Genomic DNA, 17566 nt, shown 5'->3' with positions numbered 1-17566 from the left:
TCCTTGCTGGCCGCCACAATTTGTCAGCTGCTGAATAATGGCGAGCGAGGAGGATCCTGAAAACCTGGCTGTTTCCTTCAGTCGGATCGGAGATCGAATGTCAGAGGAAGCCATTCAGACTGCTTTTCACGCAAGCCACGGCGACCGCGTCCTTGCAGCGGCGCAACGAAACGGATTTCGGCTGGCCGTCATCGGCAGGTCGATCGCAGTCACTGTATTGGCGTTCACATTCCTCGCAGGCTACCAATATCCTGCCAACGTCCAAATCTGGGGTGTCACTTTATTGCTGGGCCTCGGTGGTCTGGCTGTCCTCACGACCTTGGGACGGCCGTGGGAGCGTGCGGCACGCCATATATACTTCGCAGTGGACGTGGCCGTGGTTTCCGCGCTCATAGCATTTGCGCCACTGAGCAGTGGTGATGATATTCCGCAAAATCTTGTTTTCCTGACGAGCCGGGCCGACTACTATTATCTGATTGTCGCCGCCTCTGTCCTGACCCTCTCGCCCGGACTGGTTCTTTGGACAGGTTTCTGTTGCGCCTTTGGCCTGGGTCTGGCCACGTACTGGATTGCCCAGGGCATGCAACGGGTGGTCACGTTCAGCGACCTTCCTTATGCACCGTCGCGGGAGATTTTCTTTCAAACCGTTTTGAGCCCCAATTTCCTTGGCACAGCGTCGCGCCTCGAAGAGGCGCTGATCCTGGTGGCCGTTACGAGCATTGTTGCAATTGCCGTAGGCCGCGCTCGCTCGGTCGTCCTCGCAAGGGTGGCAGCAGAGGAGAGACGCCGCAACCTGCAACGGCAGTTTGGGAGATACGTGCCGGCATCGGTCATTGCGAACCTTGAGAAAGATGGGCAGCTTGCCCCGCAACTGCGGGATGCGACGCTGCTCTACGCCGATGTGGAGGGTTTTACCGCGATTTCCGAGAAACTACCGCCCGCCGAGATCATCAACCTTTTGAACGAGCTTTTTTCCGCTGTAAGCGAGGTCGTTACTCGGCATGGTGGAATGATCGTCAATTATTTTGGAGATGCTGTCATTGCAGCTTTCAACGCCCCGCTGCCGTCGAGCGATCACGAGCTTCAAGCGGTACTTGCCGCGCGTGATATCCTGACCCTGGTCTCTTCTCGTGACTTCACTGGCAATCACCTGAGACTGAGGATCGGCATAGCCACGGGGCCGATTGCCGCCGGCACGGTTGGCAGCGACGAACGGCTGTCTTTCACGCTTTACGGAGATACGGTCAATCTCGCTCAACGGCTCGAAGCTCTCAACAAGGAACTGGGGACGAGCTGCCTCATTTGCGGCGCGACGTACCATGCTGTGCGTGACCGCGTTCGCGGGCTCCGGCCTCTTGGCCCTCACTCTGTTCGCAATCGGGACCAGCCAGTTGCGATATACGTGCTGGACGAAAACACCGTGGCGACTGAAACTCGAACTATGGAAGGACCTGCGCCTACTATCGATGAGAGTGGTTCGTGAGTTGATTCGGTCGTTGTACGCCGACCCAAATAGGCCTGCCATGCTGGCGAGGATGTAATTGCCCAAGATCCGGCGCCCGGCGTCTGATTGAAGGTCGAACACGCTGCCAAATGTTCGGGGAGTTCCCATGTCACTCAACCCGGCGCGCGCTCCACAGCATGGCGCAGCCACACTGTTTCACCTTCAAGCGTTTCGCAGCTGATCACGCGCAGCGTCAGTCCTGTGCCGGGTCCACTCCGGCCGTTCCGTTGTAGTCGATGATAGGCGTACCCGCTGTGCCATCGACGGGCGGGTTGGATCAGTGGTAAGCGGGCAGGTCGCCCGCCGCGCCGATCATTCGGGGAGCTCCGCTGAAGGTGGATTGGTCTTGCAACCACCGTCAGTCAGTGCGTTCCAAGGTAGCTTGACGCTCCCAGGATCAGGTGTAGGCGAGGAGCCGACCGGCGAAGATCACGCCCGTCCATGCGATCAGTGACACTCCTGCCCCCACGCGGGCGGCGACCGGAGTCACGGCGGCATCCGTCCACTCATCGACGCGGCGGTAGATGCCGTAGTGGAACATCAGCACGTTTAGGCAAGCTAAGATCAGCAGGGCGAACTTCCACGGTGCAGCTCCCGTACCAGCGACCACGGTCGCCTGCGCACTGAGCAGTGCGATGCCCGTGGTAACGGCGATGGCCATGCCGATGTGGGAGACGGGCAGCAGATTGCGCGCGGCTGTGGTTACTGACACGACGCGGTGTCCGACTCCCAGCAGTCGCAGGTCGAAGGTGAAAGCGGGGCCGACAAGCAGAGCAATCCCCATTATATGGATGGCTTCGAGCACAGGATAGAGGTATTGGGCATTTCGTACCGCCTCGCCAAGCGCAGAGCTCTGCAACAGCATCAGCAACGAGTTAAGCAAATCAAGTATACTCCGTTCAATTCCGACCGGTGGGATGGCGCAGGTGGAGGAACTCACCCGCGCCTGCTGCGATGATGATGACCCCGAACACGCCACCCGACACGAAGTCTTACACTTCAGCTTCCACCTGCTGATCGGCGTGGTGCTCGCATCCGTCGTTCAGCAAGCCTATTGCGGCAGCGGCGCTCGTACCGGGAGCGTGTTGCCGAGCACCTGGTTTACCGGCACGTTGTCATCCCCATACCAGAACACAACTGGACGAAAGAGACTGTCATCTGTCCGATTGATGTAGCCGACCGCCTGGAAGCGCTCCCCGATCTTCAGCGGACGGCCTAGGCCCCAACTGCCCGACCAGGCCGGCGGCGCGATGATTATCTCCAACTCCGGGTGGGGGCCATTGTAGGAGAGAGCGGCCTTGACCCGGACACTGTCCTCGGGATCTTGCAACTCCTCTGGAATCGCCAGTTCGGGAGTGTGGGCAGGCAGGTTGCTGTCCAGGGTTATATCGAAAAGCGAGTGCGGGTTGCCCCAGGTACCATCGGAAGAAACCGTTCCCGCGACATAGACGAGGCGGTCGGTATGGAAGCCGGGCCACCCGTGATGTGCAGCAGCAGGAGGCACCCGAAGCAGGACGGCTCCCAGCGCGACCACAGCAGCAATGCCTATAGTGGTTAATAGTCTTAGACCCCGCATGCCCCTGGGTGTGTGCAAGGTTACGCTCTTCATTTGATCCTTCCTTTCATGACTATGATCGGTCCCAGCCTCTCAGTCCCCACCGAATGAACACTACCTTCATAGTTTCGGCGCCTAGCTTTTGGCGATGGCGGGCTCAGCAATCCGCTCATCCCTTGATTGCGACGATCGCTTTTGCATGTCCGATCGCCCAGAGCCCAAGGAGGACTCCACCGAAACCAGCTAAGATCTTCCACCCCGTCAGCCTTCGTGGAATCCTCATCTTGCCGTCTCATCCAAGCGATACTCCCGTCCGCTTCGCAAAAGCGGCGAGCAAGGCATCCTGTGCTGCCTCGTCGTAGACATTGGCGTGAACGCGGCTTTCTTCTTCCTGATGGAAGAGGAACTTCCCGGTAGTCCGGCTGGCGGCATCCATGCCCTCGGCCAACCAGACCTGCGTCATGTAGCCGGCGCGCAGATCGTCGGGTGCGTAGGGCCCGTTATGGAATCCCATGACTGTTGGCACCCAGCCCGGAGCGACCGCGTTGACCCGCAGGTCGGGGCGACGCCGGGCGAGTGCCGCCGAGAGCACTGCCATATGGAGCTTGCTGTCGTCGTAGGTGACATTCGTGCCGCCGCCGCGAAGCTCTTCCAGCTTGAGGTTGCCGCCCAGGTGCAGGTCCGATGTGAGATAGACCAACGCTTCGCGAGGCGCGTTGACGAGGCATGTCATCAGATAGGGAGACAGGGAGTTGGCGTTGAGTATTTCAGTGTTGGCGAGGCCGTATTCCCCGGAGTTGTGCATGATGACATCAAACGCGCCCAGATCATTGATCTGGGAGGCGAGTGCTCGGGCCTCTTCGAGGTTCAGGAGATCACCGATGACGACTGCTTCGAGGCCGGGCAGATCGCGCCGCACGTCGGCGGCGCGTTGCGCGTTGCGCGCATGGGCAACGACGCGGTGGCCCCGCCGGAGCAGATACGCGGCGTCAAGCTGACCGAGCCCGCCTGTTGACCCGGTGATCAGGATGCGCTTGCTTCCCGCCGCACCCTGTGGATGGATGTTCTCTTCAATATAGCGCAACTCGTCTGCGACTTCCTGCGTATTGTAGAGGCCAACGCCGAACCGATCTCCACTGGGCACCAGACCGTCCCCCCCGGTTCCGGCGGCGGTGAGATCAGCGGGCGATTCAGCATATCCGCGCCGTGAAAGGGGGATGCTTCCGATGCCCAACACTGTGGCAGACAGAAAGAGTGTGCGTCTGCTCATCTTGGTCATGCGGTTCACCCTCTTTCATGGTTTCCGCATCAACATAGGACTCCCTTTCTCAGGAGATTATCTGCTTAAACCTGCATGTCGTTATGAGGCAGATTCATCAATGCGGCATAAGCCGATTGCCTCGCTCACTCCGATCCGTTCGCTCGGTGCCGAAGTCTGAGGTGTTGCGTGCCGCCGGGCGGCAGCCATGGCGCCAACTTCAACGCGAAGCGCGGCCCGATCATCGGGCAGCGGGGCGCCATTCATTCTGTGACCAGCCTGCCGATGTCATCGTTGTTCTTGGGCTCGAACGGCGGCTTGCGGAGAGAGCATTTCGGCCGCGATCGAGGCTCACGTCCTTCATTCCGTCTATATCTCCGGCTCCGTCATAAGCCGGTAACGAGCCATTTGACGCGTCAGCCGAAAGCAGCTTCCTCGACATTGCCGTCCCGAAGGTCGGCAGCATCCTTGAACTTAGAGAAGCGATAGGTGAGCTTGGGCCCGGGCTGAACATAGGCCAATTCCGCAATCAAGCCCATCTGTGCTGCCGGTTATGAATGTACGTGTCATGGACGTTTCCATTCGCGGCGTTTGGCTCTAGGGCCTTGGGCCGGGCGCTTCCTCAACCGCATGGCGCAGCCACACCGTTCCCCCTTTGAGTGCTTCGAAACCGATCAGACGCAGCGCTTGCCCGGCACCTGGATGCGCGCCGTCTACCCCGTTGTAGTCGACGATGCTCGGTGACCCGGCGACGCCGTCGACGGCCGGCTGGATCAATGTGCTGAATTCGTCGATCAGACGATGGCGAAGAAAAGCGCCATTGATGGTCCCGCCTCCTTCAAGCAGAAGCCTCCTTATCCCAAATATGCTCGCAAGCTGTGCCATGGCGCCGGGAAGGTCGTCACCCGTCGGCCCGGCGAAGATATAGGAAACGCCGTCCTCGCGCAGTTCGGCAAGATAAGCATCGGAAACCTGCTCGCTCAGCACCGCGATTATATGATCGCCGCCGATATGATCCTGACCGTAGTGAATGCGGCCGGAGGGATCGATGGCGATCGCGAGGTTCCGGCCGTTGCGATCGACGACATGCGGTTCACGCGCCACGCTCGGAGCGTTTGTAATGACGCGTTTCGCTCCAGTGGCCAGTTCCGACATGGTCTTGCGGCCTACGATCCAGCCCTCGGCCTCAAATCGGCCGGCGACCTCTTCATAATGGCTGGACAGCGCGTCTGCGGAGACTCCGGCAGCCGCCTCCGTGAAGCGGCTCGGATGCAGACGGCCGTCGATGGAGGTGATCATGTGGCAGATGATGTAGGGACGCATTGGGCGACTCCTCAGAGTGTGGTAGAAGGGCAGAACCGCCGCATCGTCTGGGCGCTTCGTGACGGTTTGTCAGTCGCGATGGCGCAGGGCGTTCACCAGGGCGACGAAGGCTGGCGAGGATTGCCGCCGGCTCGGGTAGTAAAGATGATAACCATCCCAGAAGGGAGACCAGCCCTCAAGCACGCGCTGGAGTCGCCCTTTTGCGATGTGCGGCAGCGCGATTTCCTCGGGAACATACCCTAGGCCGTGGCCGGCGAGCGCCGCATCGAGCACATGGAAGATGTTGTTGAAGACGAGCTGCCCGTCGACGTGGATCTTGAGTTCGCGACCTTCCTGATCCTCGAATTCCCACACGTAAAGCGCACCGGATGAGGGAAAGCGATAGTTGATGCAGTCGTGCTGCATGAGGTCCTGCGGGACCTCGGGGACGGCACGATCCTTGAAGTAGGATTTGGCCCCGACCACGGCGAACCGGAAATCCGGTCCGATGCGAGCGGAGATCATGTCCTTGGCGAGTTGGTCTCCCATACGGATTCCGGCGTCGTAGCGCTCGGTGACAATATCGGAAAGGCCGTTGTCGAGCAGGAGTTCGACCTTGATGTCCGGAAATTTAGGCAGAAAGCTTTTCAGCTTCGGCCAAAGGATATTGTTGATCGCATAGTCCGGAGCGACGATCCTAACCGTTCCGGCGGGTCTCTCTCTCAGCTCGTTGAGTGCGTCGACCTCAACTTCGATTTGGTCGAAGTGCGGACCGATCCTGGCAAGCAACCTCTCGCCCGCTTCTGTCGGTGCGACCGCACGTGTCGTACGTGTGAGCAATCGAATGCCAAGTCGCGCTTCGAGCTGGCGAATGGTATGACTGAGTGCCGATTGCGAGATGCCGAACCGGGCCGCGGCCTTGGTGAAGCTGCCTTCGCGTGCCACGGCAATGAACGCAAGCAGGTCGTTGACATTCTGGCGCGTCACTCATGAATCCTTCTTATAAATAAGGCACGATTGTAGCAAGGAGGCCAAGGCAGGTACAGTGATCGATGCTGTACTGCGGCGCATAGGGGTCGCGCCCCTGATTCACGCGCGCCATAGCTCCCTTGCTCTAAATCGGCTTCAGTTGACGCGCTGAATTCTAAGAGTGACGGGGCCTGGGCGGTCAAAGATCGAAACATCACCAGTAATGTGTCCGAGAACCACGATGCCGGGCGACGGCACGCGACCGCTCCGATAATAGATCACGAAGTCACCGGAGGCCCAGAGCCCCAGCGTGCCGGCTGAAAAGTCGCGTTGCCGTCCCACGGCGGGTAAAGTGGACGGCAGATTGCCAGTCTTTTCCTGGCGAAGATGGTCGCTCATCTCGATGGTGAGCGGCAACATGCCGACAAGCGCGCGGGTGGCATCGTTGTCTTCAAGCTCGGCCGTAACCTCGCCCCAGTCGGAGGAAATGTTAATACGCTCTTGAGCCACGGCAGTTCCAACCATTCCGAATGAGATGGCCGCGACGATCAGCAACAGCTTCCGCATGTCTTCCACTTCCTGTTCAATTTGGGGTGGCGCCGATGCCCCTAACACAGACGCCATCGGCCTCGTCATGCGGCGAGATGCTGCTCAAAGAACGACTGTAGCTTGTGGAACGGAATCACATCCACCTTGTCGTAGAGATCGACGTGGCTGGCGCCCGGAATGATCATCAGTTCCTTGGGCTCCGCTGCTGCCGCGAAGGCGGTTTCGCTGAAGTAACGGGAATGGGCATTTTCGCCGTGGACGAACAGGATCGGGCGCGGGGAGATTTCCGCTATATAGGTCAGGATCGGCATGTTCATGAACGGCAGCGGCGTGGTCTGCGTCCACGCGTTGCCAGAGTTGACCGCACGCTTATGGTATCCGCGCGGCGTCATGTAATAGTCGTGGTAGTCGACCAGGAATTGCGCTTCGCCACCCTTAAGCTCGTTGTAGGGCGGCTGGTAAGCCGGCGCGCCGCTAGCGGCATCGTCCCAACGTTGCCGGCTCAGTTGCTCCAGCGTCTGCGTGCGCTGTTCGAGGGTCACGCTGTCGTTGTAACCCTTCGACATGACGCGGGTCATGTCGTACATGGTGCTGGCGACAACAGCCTTCACCCGTTTGTCGACAGCTACGGCGCTCAACGCCATGCCGCCCCAGCCGCAGATACCGATGACGCCGATCCGCTCGCGGTCCACGGAGTTGTGCAGGCCGATGAAATCCACTCCTGCCATGAAATCCTCGGTGCTTATGTCGGGCGAGGCGACGTTGCGGGGCTCGCCGCTGCTTTCCCCGGTATAGGAGGGGTCAAAGGCCAGCGTGACGAAGCCGCGCTCGGCCATGGTCTGCGCATAAAGGCCCGAGGACTGTTCCTTAACTGCGCCGAACGGACCGCCGACGACAATGGCCGGCAGCCGTCGATCAGGCCGGTCCTTCGGCAGATAGAGATCGCCCGCCAGGGTGATGCCGTAGCGGTTCTTGAACGTGACCTTCTCGTGATCGACGTTCTCGTTGCGCGGGAAGACCTTGTCCCATTCGTTTGACATGTTCTGAGCCTTTGCGTTGGAAGGACTGAAAAGCGATGCAGCACCGATGGCTGCGACGCCGGCCCCGGTCAGCTTGAGAAGATCGCGCCGACCGATGTTCGGCTCATCCTGCTGCCGAATTACAGCGCTGGCTTCATGTTGGTCGTTCATCACAGAACTCCGTTCAGGCGATAAATTGATGCCGTCAATTTAATCGGTCAGCGGTTCATTGATTAGGCCGCTTGCTTCGCATGTTGTTATGAGGTGGATTCATCAGTCTAATCGGACTGCGGAACGGTGTTCACCGCTATGGGCCGGCCTGCGTTGCCTTCCGTTCAAACGCTCAGGGCGTCAGGGTACGGGAGGTCAATGTGTCTTTTCGCCGACGAGAAAGCTGGTTCGGACCAGTCCCTTCCCCTTAACCTCAGTCTCGCCACGCGCCTCGAACACAAACTGTTCACGCAAGCGGCTTGCGAAAGTGTTGGTAACCTGGATTCGTCCAGGCTCGCTCGTCTCTTCCATGCGCGCTGCGACGTTGACGGCATCGCCCCACAGATCATAGGCGAACTTGCGGTTGCCGATCACGCCGGCGACGACGCGGCCCGCATTGATTCCGATCCGTACTTCAAGGGGGTCATGGGATCCGGGCGGATTGAAGCGAGGAACAGTCTCGATGATCTCCAACGCCAACCTCGCAATCCTTTCGTCGGGATCGTCGATCGGATCAGGCAACCCCGCGGCAACCATGTATGCATCGCCGATCGTCTTGATTTTCTCTAGGCCGTGTTTCTCAACGAGCTCGTCGATCGCGTTGAACACGTCATTAAGCAGGGTAACCACCTTGGTCGGCGGCAGGCGCCCAGACATAGACGTGAAGCCGACAATATCGGCAAAGAGGATGGCCACTCTCTCGCGATCGTCTGCGATCATGTCGGGTGTGGCCTTCAGGCGCTTCGCAATTTTCTGCGGCAGGATGTTCAGGAGCAACCGTTCGCTTTCGGCATAAGCCGCCGCAAGCTCTTTCTCTGCCCGCGCGGACGCGCGAATGAATGGCAGCACCATGATCAGGACGGAGATAGGCCAAGCGACGACCTGGCCGACGATCATTGACCGCGCCCATTCTTCGGGCATCACATAAAGTGGTGGGTTGTCGAGGCCGTATACGGTCACCACGGCAGCGCTCGCCAGTGCGAGCGCCGCCAAAAGAAATGATACGCGCCACGAATAGAAGGGCTGGATGAACACAAGGACGACTACAAGATAGGTGTAATTGGTGAATCCGAACTGCGGACCAACGCAAATGGTGGCGGCGATGCCATGCAGTAGCAATTCGGCGATTGCACTCCAATAGGCAGCCTGGTACCGGCCGGCTTTCAGCAGAAGGAAGGCGGCAAGGAACACGGTCACGCTGAACACGTTGAAGACCGCCATCAGGTATACGCCGGACTGAAGAAAGAACACCAGCATCCGCGTGTGTTCGATGCCCGCCAGGATGTAGAAGAACTTCCAGTATATGTAATAGCGCGCCAGGTCTCGCGGAACATGCTCTGGCAGGGCGGTGATACGAGCCCAGATAGATCTCAGGATTGGAGGATTGCGCATATCAGCTCAGGTCCAAACGGCACGGCAGTCACAAGCTCTCTGATTTATCGTTCTCGCTCATGTCTGGCCTCCTTTCCATCGTTGACGATTCGGGGTGATTGAAACAGCCGGATCAAACACCTGCGTCGCTTGCGCTTTTTAGCCAGATATTCACCAACCCGGCCCTTGCCGGCAGCGGTCTGGTGGTCTACCCACCGTCGACGAGGCCAGTGGTGAAGGCGCGAGATCCGAGCAGGGCCACACAACCGTGCCGGCGATCTCTTTGTCGCTTCCTTCCTTATCAAAGCCGCCGAAGCGGGACCGGGAAATCTGTATTCTGCGGCTTTAGTCGGCCGGTGTCAGGCGCCGAAGGTGGCCGGGTTCGGCGTCCTCGATAATCCAGACCGCGCCGTCGGGGGCCACAGCGACATCGCGGATGCGCGCGCCCATGTCCCAGCGCTCGGCCTCGTCAGGGTTGCCATCGGCGTCGAAGGCAACGCGAACGAGCGAGCGCACCGAGAGGCCACCGATCAGCGCGGAACCTTGCCATTGCGGGAACATCGCGCCGTCGTAGAAGGCAAGACCGGCGGGCGATATGACAGGGTTCCAATAGACGGCCGGGGCGGCGAACTCGGGCCGCGTATCGTGGTCGGGAATCTCGGCGCCGCTATATTCGTCGCCGTTGGAAACAATTGGCCAGCCATAGTTCCGGCCCTGTTCAATCAGGTTCAACTCATCGCCGCCGCGCGGCCCCATTTCATGCTGCCAGAGCCGGCCGTCGGGCGCGAAGGCGAGGCCATAGGGATTGCGATGGCCCGTCGTCCACGTCTCGGCCTGCACGCCGCCGTGTGCGGCGAGAGGGTTGTCCGGCGGCGTGCTGCCGTCCAGGTTAAGACGTAGCACCTTGCCGCGCGCCTGTTCAGGATCCTGGGCGGTGTCAGGCCGCATCCTCTCGCCGACCGACAGGAACAGATGCGTTCCGGTTGGGTCAAAGGCGATGATGCCGCCCGGCTGGCCGCCTCCGCCGCCCGGCGTCTGCCGCCAGATCACCTTGGCGTCGGCGAGCGTTGCTTCACTACGCGAAACGGAAAGCGTCGCGCGCGATAGCGCAAGTCGGCTGCTACCAGCGTCGGGCTCGACATAGGTGAAGTAGACCGTCGAACTGGTCTCGAAATCCGGTGCAACCGCAATGTCGAGCATGCCGTTCTGACCGGAAGCAGCGACCTCGGGCGCGTTACCGAGTTCAATCTTCTCGCCGTTTTGGGTGACGAGGAATATCCGTCCCGGCTTTTCGGTTACAAGCAGCCGCCCATCGGGGAGGAACGCGAGAGCCCAGGGCGTATCGAAACCCGCCACGGCCTGTGTGCCGAAAGCAACGGTGGCGCTCGGGGCCCGATCGCCGGCGTTGATCCTTTGGGCCTGCGCACCGCTTTGGTAGACAAACGCGGCCCCCAATGCCACCGATGCCAGGAGTGTCTTCCATCGAACCATGATCCCTCCGGTCGGTGTGTGCGTGTTTCTGTAAGCTCGGCCGTGAGTGACGATGCAGAGCTTCAAACGGATGATGGTCGAGCGGATCGCAACAACGGTCAGGCACGCCCGCCATCTCGCTCAAAAATAAAGCAAAAAGATGGGCTATTGATTAGCCTATGAACTCTGGATGTTGTTATGAGCGACGTTCATGAATTGCTCACCCGGCCACTTTACGCTGGGGGGTGTTCGACGAGTCTCGATCAGGGACCTCGCTATCGACAAACTCAGGAATGCCAACTCATGACGACATGCAGTTTCCGCCGTCTAGTTGTGGATCAAAGCATCGACTATCTCTGCCGCACGGATCGATCCGGCATCTGACAGGGCATTGACGCGCGGTGAACGGTTTCCGCCGGAAGGCGAGTCACCTGATGACAGACTATCGAAAAAATCGAAATGCAAACTCGAGGGATCGCCGCCCAATCGCGTTGGCACGCATGCCGTGTTCCTCGACTACCAGAGCGACGTCCTGGACCGATACCTCGTCCCTCAGAAGCTCGGCGAAGGCATCGATGATTGGGGATACCAGTATTTCTTGCCCGACCAATCGATCAAGGCCGATGAGAACGTGGCCCGATGCTATGCCTGTCATCAGCGCTCTCGCCGGCACCGGCAGTTCATGTTCACCTTCAGCGACGCGCTCCGCTTCGGCGATGACTCCTGATTATCTGTTCGACTGGAGCTCGTCATGAAGTACACCGTAATTTTCAACCGGCTAGCCGTGCCCGGCGCGATGGCAATCCTGCTCCTGCTGTCGCTCGCCTACTGGTGGCTGGACAACCTGCCGCACGAGGCCTTTGGGACGGCAGTGTTTGCCGTGCTGGCCTGACATATCAACGTCAACCGGCTGTGGTTCAGGAACCTGTTCCGCGGGCGCTACGATGCGCGCTGCATCGTCACGCTCGCCTTGCATCTGCTGCTGATCGCCAACATGGTTGTTCTTCTGATGACGAGCATCATCATCTCTCGCTCGGTGTTCGAGTTCCTGCCGATGCCGGACAGCAGCCGCATGCGCGATGTTCACTGGCTCTCCGCCTATTGGCTGATGTCGTCGTAGGCATTCATCTTGGGCTTCACCGGGCGCGCGTCATGGCCATGACCCATTCTAGCCTGGGTCTGTCGCAGGAGAACGCTGGCCGGACGCTGATATTGCGTGTCGTCGCGGCTCTGATCGCAATCTGCGGCGCGTGGAGCTTCTCGGTGCTTGATGTCCTCAACAAGCTCACCTTTACCTACAGTCTGGATTTTTGGATTTCACTGCGTCGGTTACGCCGTTTCGGCCATTGGACCGGCGTCGGCGCCCTTCCAGCAATCCTCACCCGCTATTCGATGACCCTCTGGCGCGATCGCAGGCGCAACCAGTCCGACGATCATCTCCGCAGCCTACGAAAAAAAGAACCGAAAAAGGGCGTAGCACAGGCGTGAAGGTGGTCGGATCTGGTCTCGATCTGTGGTGGACGACGCTTTTCGCCCCTGCGGGCGACCCGAGTGTTCGTCGCATCTCGCAGGTCTCGGAAGGGTTTCATGAATCCTCCTCATGATAGCATGCGATTTTAGCCCGCTAGTTGCTGATCGGGTCTTCCCCTATTTTGATCACATTGGATTCGTCCGGCTTCGACGGCTGAAGGTGCTGTCTCAGACACAACGGTGCTGCCAAACGGTGCAAACCAAACGAGCCGGCGCCACCTTCGATCATAAGCGAGGATATTGCCGGGCAGCCCCGTGTCCGCTCAGCAAGGCTGCGTTCTGCAGCCACTGCAGCTTTGAAGGAACAATAGAAATGTCCGCCCAGGTTTCTGCCGCGACGAACGATGCCGAGGAACGCCCAGCCTATTGGGGCGGTGTCCTCGCCATGTCGCTATGCGTTTTCGCACTCATCGCTTCCGAGTTCATGCCCGTCAGCCTCCTGACGCCCATTGCCTCCGAGCTGAACGTCTCCGAGGGACAGGCCGGACAGGCGATCGCCATTTCCGGCGCCTTCGCCGTTCTGACGAGCCTGTTTATCTCCTCGGTCGCCGGGCACCTCGATCGCAAGATTCTGCTGCTCGCGCTGACCGGCGTGATGGCAGTATCGGGGACAATCGTGGCCATCGCGCCGAATTATGTGATCTTCATGATCGGACGCGCGCTGATCGGCGTCGTCATCGGCGGTTTCTGGGCCATGTCGGCGGCAACCGCGATGCGGCTGGTGCCGGAGCGGCATGTTCCCAAAGCGCTGGCGATCTTCAATGGCGGCAATGCGCTGGCGACGGTGGTTGCCCCGCCGCTCGGGGCATTCCTCGGCTCGAACATTGGCTGGCGCGGCGCGTTCTTCTGCGTCGTCCCGGTCGCGGTGATCGTTTTCGTCTGGCAGATGGTCAGTATGCCCTTGATGAAGGCTGAGCGCCGGCCCGGTTCGGGCAACGTGTTCAAGCTGCTCAAGCAGCCGCTGGTTGCCTTGGGCATGGCCTCCGTCGGACTGTTCTTCATGGGCCAGTTCGCGCTCTTCACCTATGTGCGGCCCTTCCTCGAGGCGGTCACGCAGGTTGACATCCCGACGCTCTCGCTCATTCTGCTCGGCATCGGTCTCACCGGCGTTGTCGGAACCAGCCTCATCGGCGTGTTCCTGAAAAACGACCTCTACCGGACCCTGATCGTCATGCCCGTCGGAATGGCGGTGATCGCCGCGATCCTCATCGGCTTCGGTTACAGCCTGCCCGTCACGGCGACCGCCCTGGGCGTTTGGGGGCTGATCGGCACGGCGGCACCCGTCGGTTGGTGGACCTGGCTGGCGCGCTCGCTACCGGAGGATGCCGAGGCCGGCGGCGGGCTCATGGTGGCCGTCATCCAGCTTGCGATCACGCTCGGGGCGGTCGTCGGTGGGGCCTTCTTCGATCTCAGCGGCTATCAGATGACCTTTGCCGTCAGCGCCGGGATCCTACTGCTTGCCGCCTTGCTGGCGGCGCGCACTGCGGCAATAAGCAGTCACTGACAGCCGCCATGATTCATGAAGAGGCTTCATGACAGTATGCAATGGGAGCGGTTTTATGACCATGGTCCTCGACCCTTATCTTGCAATCACCTGAATAAGCCCGCTGCCGCATGCGACGCGTTCTGACCCAATTCCCCCGCGTCCGAGGCTGGAAGCCATCCTGATCAGCATGGGAGATCCAAATGACAGACAATATTGTAGACAAGATCGTCGTAATCACCGGCGCTTCCAGCGGCATGGGCGCGGCGGCTGCCCGCCATCTCGCCGCCAAAGGCGCGAGCGTTGTCCTGGGCGCGCGTCGCTCCGACCGCATTGATGCGCTCGCAGCAGAAATCGCTGAAGCGGGTGGTAAGGCCACTGCGGTCACGACGGACGTCACCAAAAGAGATGACCTCAAGAATCTCGTGGACAGGGCGGTCAAGACCTATGGCAGGATAGATGTTCTCATCAACAATGCCGGCGTGATGCCGCTTTCGCCCCTGGATCGGCTGAAGGTCGACGAGTGGGACAAGATGATCGACGTCAACATCAAGGGCGTGCTCTACGGCATTGCCGCCGCGCTCCCCTATATGCAAGAGCAGAAGTCGGGCCACATCATCAATCTCTCGTCGGTCGCCGGCCACAAGCTCTTCGGCGGCTCCGCCGTCTATTCCGCGACCAAGTTCGCCGTGCGGGCCCTTTCGGAGGGGCTGCGACAGGAAATGGCGTGTTACAACATCCGCACCACCATTATCTCGCCTGGCGCCGTCAAGACCGAGCTCCTTGACCACATCAGCGAGAAGGACGTTCAGCAAGCGAACCAGGACTATGTGGCTCAGGTCGGCGTTCCCGCCGAAACCTTCGCTCGACTGGTTGCCTTCGCCATCAACGAGCCCGACGAAGTCGGCATCAACGAGATCCTCTTCCGGCCGACGGCGCAGGAACTCTGATTCCGATCGCGGAGGTGAGCTGGTCCAGTCCTACGGCCTGAGAGCGACGGTCGCTGATAATCGATGCCGCGCCCGGATATCGAAGGGCGCGGCAACCGCGGATAGAAGAGCGACCGAGCAGGCGCGCCGGTTCTGCATGAAATATCCTGCCAACATGCATTCTAGCCTCCTTCTCAGTGCGCATCACCGGGTATCGTCAGTTGGCGAATTCTTCGTCCGTGACGAGTTGGCCCCATGTGACGTTGCTGCCGTCGCGCATGTAAGTGATGGCGATATGCGCCATGCCGGACGTGTCGGTGGCGCCGTGCCAGTGATTGATGCCCACCGGGATCGAGATTACGTCGCCGGGATTAATTTCGCGCTTCTCGCTGCCCTCTTCTTGAATCCACCCCCTGCCTTCGGTCACCATCAGTATCTGACCGGCCGGATGCGTGTGCCAGGCGGTGCGCGCGCCCGGAGCGAAGGTCACCAGTCCACCCGTCGCGCCGGTGAACTCGTTGGCCGGGAAGAGCGGGTCGATCACGACATGGCCGGAAAACTGAGCCGGGTCGCCAATGACGGAAGGCGTCGAACGATTCGGGGTGATCTGGATTTGCTGGGTGTTCGCGCCTGAAGCCCCTGCCGCTTCCTGTGCGACAGCGCTACCGGCGAAGCCGGCTGCGACCGGCAGGGCGGCCAATGCCGCGCCAGCTTTCAGAAGATTGCGACGGCTGTGATCGGCCAGGTGAAGTTTATCCCTGTTATTCTCGGACATCAGTCTTCCTTTCACGCAAGTTGGTTGACACGGTACGAATGAAAGCCAGTCCATCAGATCGACTGGACAACGACTAGACAGGGAATTTCGATTGCAATTATGAACCGTGTTTCTGAAAAACACGCAGATATGACAGACTACGACCTTTCGCGGCCACAAATCCGCATGTTTGCTTGTCGGATTATGCTGCCTGTGAGCGACCGGAGCGTCGTTCAGGACATCGATCCGCATCAGGCGGGCGTGCCGGGTCAGAGACCCGATCTACGAAGGATGGCCTCCGGATAGCGCGCACCCTGAATGGCGATACCGGCATCGTTGATCTCGGCCAGATCGTCCGGCGTGAGATCGACGTCGAGAGCGCCGATATTTTCTTCGAAGCGTTCCAGCTTGCGTGTGCCAAACAGCGGCACGATCCACGGCTTCTGTGCCAGCAGCCAAGCCAGCGCGACCTGCGCCGGGGTCGCATTGCGGCGTCGGCCGATCGCCGTGATCAGGTCGACAACCTTGCGGTTCGCCTCCCGCGCCGCCGCCTCGAAACGTGGAATCTGCGAACGCAGGTCGTTGCTTGCAAAAGCGGTGCCGGCATCGACCTTGCCGGTCAGAAAGCCCTTGCCCAAGGGGCTGTAGGGCACAAGCCCGATCCCCAGCTCCTCAACGGTCGAAATGATCTCGGCTTCCGGCTCGCGGGTCCAAAGCGAATATTCACTCTGGAGGGCGGCGACACGCTGGACCCCATGGGCGCGACGGATCGAGTTCGCACCGGCTTCCGACAGGCCGAACCAGCGCACCTTGCCTTCCGCGATTAGATCCTTGACCACGCCCGCGACCTCTTCCATCGGCACGTCGGGATCGACCCGGTGCTGATAAAGGAGGTCGATATAGTCGGTTCGCAGACGTTTGAGGCTTCCATTGACGGCGCTACGTATCTGTTCAGGCTTGCTGTTGACACCACCGCGATGCTCGCCCGTCACCTGATCGATATCCCAGCCGAACTTGGTGGCGATCTTCACCGTGTCGCGCATGCCGGCAAACGCTTCGCCGACCATTTCCTCGTTGGTCCAGGGGCCGTAGACTTCGGCAGTATCGAAGAAATCCATGCCGCGCTCGACAGCTGCCCGCAACAGCGCGATCATCTCGACCCGATCAGGAATGTCACGCGTCTTGCCATATCCCATGGCCCCAAGCGAAAGCGCCGAGACCTCGAGACCCTGCCCGAGCATCCGCTTCTTCATGATGATCCTCCTTCAACGCGTGGTGTGATCCTGACCGTCGCGGCCCGTGCCCGCGCACCGACCATGGGGGAGAGATACTGGCTCGCGCTGTATTTGGCCTGATAGACTGCATCGATACCGTCATTGATGCCGTCGCCATCGGACGGCTCGAAGGTCACCCTGATCGTCTCGCCGGCCGCTTCGATCAGGCCCCCCTTGTTCTTCATGGCCGACCGGTACCAGCGCGAGTTACGCACGCACGTACAGATTGCCGTCGACGACCACCGGCCAGATCCAAGTCGGTGTCCCGAAGTGGCGAGGTCGTCCCGGAGCGGCGCAATATGGAGATCATCGCTCTGCGTGATCCGCTGCAGAAGTTCGTTGCTCCACGGGCTCATGTCTCCCTCCTTGCATTTTGCGGTGCTGCTTCG

General features: G+C 60.1%; 19 protein-coding genes. 6 read left to right on the top strand and 13 right to left on the bottom strand.

Going from position 1 to position 17566, the window contains the following annotated elements:
- The first annotated feature begins 97 nt into the window (after window positions 1-97).
- Window positions 98-1483: an adenylate/guanylate cyclase domain-containing protein gene (locus M1D34_RS31755; protein WP_498786614.1), complete on the top strand. Its 1386-nt coding sequence runs from the start codon at window positions 98-100 to the stop codon at window positions 1481-1483.
- A 418-nt stretch (window positions 1484-1901) separates the two neighbouring features.
- Here M1D34_RS31755 and M1D34_RS31750 read toward each other — a convergent pair whose 3' ends face one another.
- The 10 genes from M1D34_RS31750 to M1D34_RS31705 form a co-directional block, all read right to left on the bottom strand.
- Window positions 1902-2396, bottom strand: a complete 495-nt coding sequence (locus tag M1D34_RS31750) for a hypothetical protein (protein ID WP_498786641.1) — start codon at window positions 2394-2396, stop codon at window positions 1902-1904.
- 159 nt (window positions 2397-2555) lie between these two features.
- Window positions 2556-3113 carry a hypothetical protein gene (locus tag M1D34_RS31745; RefSeq protein ID WP_088196164.1) on the bottom strand — a complete coding sequence of 186 codons (558 nt, stop codon included), beginning with the start codon at window positions 3111-3113 and terminating at the stop codon, window positions 2556-2558.
- A gap of 238 nt (window positions 3114-3351) precedes the next feature.
- Window positions 3352-4338 (bottom strand): SDR family NAD(P)-dependent oxidoreductase, encoded by a 987-nt coding sequence (locus tag M1D34_RS31740; RefSeq protein ID WP_498786612.1) that lies wholly within the window; start codon window positions 4336-4338, stop codon window positions 3352-3354.
- Window positions 4339-4733: 395 nt separating this feature from the next.
- Entirely contained in the window at window positions 4734-4856 is a 123-nt protein-coding gene (locus M1D34_RS31735; protein ID WP_498786610.1) for a hypothetical protein, read from the bottom strand.
- Window positions 4857-4914: 58 nt separating this feature from the next.
- Complete coding sequence (locus tag M1D34_RS31730; protein WP_088196166.1) at window positions 4915-5640, bottom strand: dihydrofolate reductase family protein; 726 nt, start codon at window positions 5638-5640, stop codon at window positions 4915-4917.
- Window positions 5641-5709: 69 nt separating this feature from the next.
- Entirely contained in the window at window positions 5710-6606 is an 897-nt protein-coding gene (locus M1D34_RS31725; RefSeq protein ID WP_498786608.1) for a LysR family transcriptional regulator, read from the bottom strand.
- A gap of 138 nt (window positions 6607-6744) precedes the next feature.
- Complete coding sequence (locus tag M1D34_RS31720; RefSeq protein ID WP_498786606.1) at window positions 6745-7155, bottom strand: cyclophilin-like fold protein; 411 nt, start codon at window positions 7153-7155, stop codon at window positions 6745-6747.
- Window positions 7156-7220: 65 nt separating this feature from the next.
- The gene (locus M1D34_RS31715) at window positions 7221-8327 is read right to left on the bottom strand and encodes an alpha/beta hydrolase (protein WP_498786604.1); all 1107 of its coding nucleotides are present in this window, start codon (window positions 8325-8327) and stop codon (window positions 7221-7223) included.
- Window positions 8328-8522: 195 nt separating this feature from the next.
- Window positions 8523-9758 (bottom strand): adenylate/guanylate cyclase domain-containing protein, encoded by a 1236-nt coding sequence (locus M1D34_RS31710; protein ID WP_498786602.1) that lies wholly within the window; start codon window positions 9756-9758, stop codon window positions 8523-8525.
- A 324-nt stretch (window positions 9759-10082) separates the two neighbouring features.
- The gene (locus tag M1D34_RS31705; protein WP_498786600.1) at window positions 10083-11198 is read right to left on the bottom strand and encodes a PQQ-dependent sugar dehydrogenase; all 1116 of its coding nucleotides are present in this window, start codon (window positions 11196-11198) and stop codon (window positions 10083-10085) included.
- A gap of 514 nt (window positions 11199-11712) precedes the next feature.
- Here M1D34_RS31705 and M1D34_RS31700 point away from each other — a divergent pair.
- The 5 genes from M1D34_RS31700 (at window position 11713) to M1D34_RS31680 (ending at window position 15170) form a co-directional block, all read left to right on the top strand.
- The gene (locus tag M1D34_RS31700) at window positions 11713-11934 is read left to right on the top strand and encodes a hypothetical protein (RefSeq protein ID WP_498786598.1); all 222 of its coding nucleotides are present in this window, start codon (window positions 11713-11715) and stop codon (window positions 11932-11934) included.
- Between the two features lie 24 nt (window positions 11935-11958).
- Window positions 11959-12099: a hypothetical protein gene (locus M1D34_RS31695; RefSeq protein ID WP_498786596.1), complete on the top strand. Its 141-nt coding sequence runs from the start codon at window positions 11959-11961 to the stop codon at window positions 12097-12099.
- A gap of 260 nt (window positions 12100-12359) precedes the next feature.
- Window positions 12360-12695: a hypothetical protein gene (locus tag M1D34_RS31690; protein WP_498786594.1), complete on the top strand. Its 336-nt coding sequence runs from the start codon at window positions 12360-12362 to the stop codon at window positions 12693-12695.
- 355 nt (window positions 12696-13050) lie between these two features.
- Entirely contained in the window at window positions 13051-14241 is a 1191-nt protein-coding gene (locus tag M1D34_RS31685; RefSeq protein ID WP_498786592.1) for an MFS transporter, read from the top strand.
- Between the two features lie 182 nt (window positions 14242-14423).
- Window positions 14424-15170 (top strand): SDR family oxidoreductase, encoded by a 747-nt coding sequence (locus M1D34_RS31680; protein WP_498786590.1) that lies wholly within the window; start codon window positions 14424-14426, stop codon window positions 15168-15170.
- A gap of 196 nt (window positions 15171-15366) precedes the next feature.
- Here M1D34_RS31680 and M1D34_RS31675 read toward each other — a convergent pair whose 3' ends face one another.
- The 3 genes from M1D34_RS31675 to M1D34_RS31665 all read right to left on the bottom strand — a co-directional run bounded on the left by M1D34_RS31675 (window position 15367) and on the right by M1D34_RS31665 (window position 17533).
- A complete protein-coding gene (locus M1D34_RS31675) occupies window positions 15367-15924 on the bottom strand; it encodes a (R)-mandelonitrile lyase (protein WP_498786588.1) in 558 nt (185 codons plus the stop codon).
- A 248-nt stretch (window positions 15925-16172) separates the two neighbouring features.
- Entirely contained in the window at window positions 16173-17156 is a 984-nt protein-coding gene (locus M1D34_RS31670; RefSeq protein WP_498786586.1) for an aldo/keto reductase, read from the bottom strand.
- The gene (locus M1D34_RS31665) at window positions 17153-17533 is read right to left on the bottom strand and encodes a DUF2255 family protein (protein WP_498786584.1); all 381 of its coding nucleotides are present in this window, start codon (window positions 17531-17533) and stop codon (window positions 17153-17155) included. Before M1D34_RS31665 ends, M1D34_RS31670 begins: the two co-directional genes overlap by 4 nt.
- Window positions 17534-17566 lie beyond the last annotated feature (33 nt).

The organism is Ensifer sp. D2-11, assembly GCF_054161295.1.
This window is presented reverse-complemented; position numbering and strand designations above follow the sequence as displayed.

Excerpts from the sequence above, each read along its gene's own strand:
- M1D34_RS31735 (WP_498786610.1), bottom strand. The coding sequence starts at position 4,856 with ATGGGCTTGATTGCGGAATTGGCCTATGTTCAGCCCGGGCCCAAGCTC.
- M1D34_RS31710 (WP_498786602.1), bottom strand. The coding sequence starts at position 9,758 with ATGCGCAATCCTCCAATCCTGAGATCTATCTGGGCTCGTATCACCGCC.
- M1D34_RS31730 (WP_088196166.1), bottom strand. The coding sequence starts at position 5,640 with ATGCGTCCCTACATCATCTGCCACATGATCACCTCCATCGACGGCCGT.
- M1D34_RS31685 (WP_498786592.1), top strand. The coding sequence starts at position 13,051 with ATGTCCGCCCAGGTTTCTGCCGCGACGAACGATGCCGAGGAACGCCCA.
- M1D34_RS31745 (WP_088196164.1), bottom strand. The coding sequence starts at position 3,113 with ATGAAGAGCGTAACCTTGCACACACCCAGGGGCATGCGGGGTCTAAGA.
- M1D34_RS31715 (WP_498786604.1), bottom strand. The coding sequence starts at position 8,327 with ATGAACGACCAACATGAAGCCAGCGCTGTAATTCGGCAGCAGGATGAG.
- M1D34_RS31740 (WP_498786612.1), bottom strand. The coding sequence starts at position 4,338 with ATGACCAAGATGAGCAGACGCACACTCTTTCTGTCTGCCACAGTGTTG.
- M1D34_RS31690 (WP_498786594.1), top strand. The coding sequence starts at position 12,360 with ATGGCCATGACCCATTCTAGCCTGGGTCTGTCGCAGGAGAACGCTGGC.
- M1D34_RS31675 (WP_498786588.1), bottom strand. The coding sequence starts at position 15,924 with ATGTCCGAGAATAACAGGGATAAACTTCACCTGGCCGATCACAGCCGT.
- M1D34_RS31720 (WP_498786606.1), bottom strand. The coding sequence starts at position 7,155 with ATGCGGAAGCTGTTGCTGATCGTCGCGGCCATCTCATTCGGAATGGTT.
- M1D34_RS31680 (WP_498786590.1), top strand. The coding sequence starts at position 14,424 with ATGACAGACAATATTGTAGACAAGATCGTCGTAATCACCGGCGCTTCC.
- M1D34_RS31695 (WP_498786596.1), top strand. The coding sequence starts at position 11,959 with ATGAAGTACACCGTAATTTTCAACCGGCTAGCCGTGCCCGGCGCGATG.
- M1D34_RS31665 (WP_498786584.1), bottom strand. The coding sequence starts at position 17,533 with ATGAGCCCGTGGAGCAACGAACTTCTGCAGCGGATCACGCAGAGCGAT.
- M1D34_RS31755 (WP_498786614.1), top strand. The coding sequence starts at position 98 with ATGTCAGAGGAAGCCATTCAGACTGCTTTTCACGCAAGCCACGGCGAC.
- M1D34_RS31670 (WP_498786586.1), bottom strand. The coding sequence starts at position 17,156 with ATGAAGAAGCGGATGCTCGGGCAGGGTCTCGAGGTCTCGGCGCTTTCG.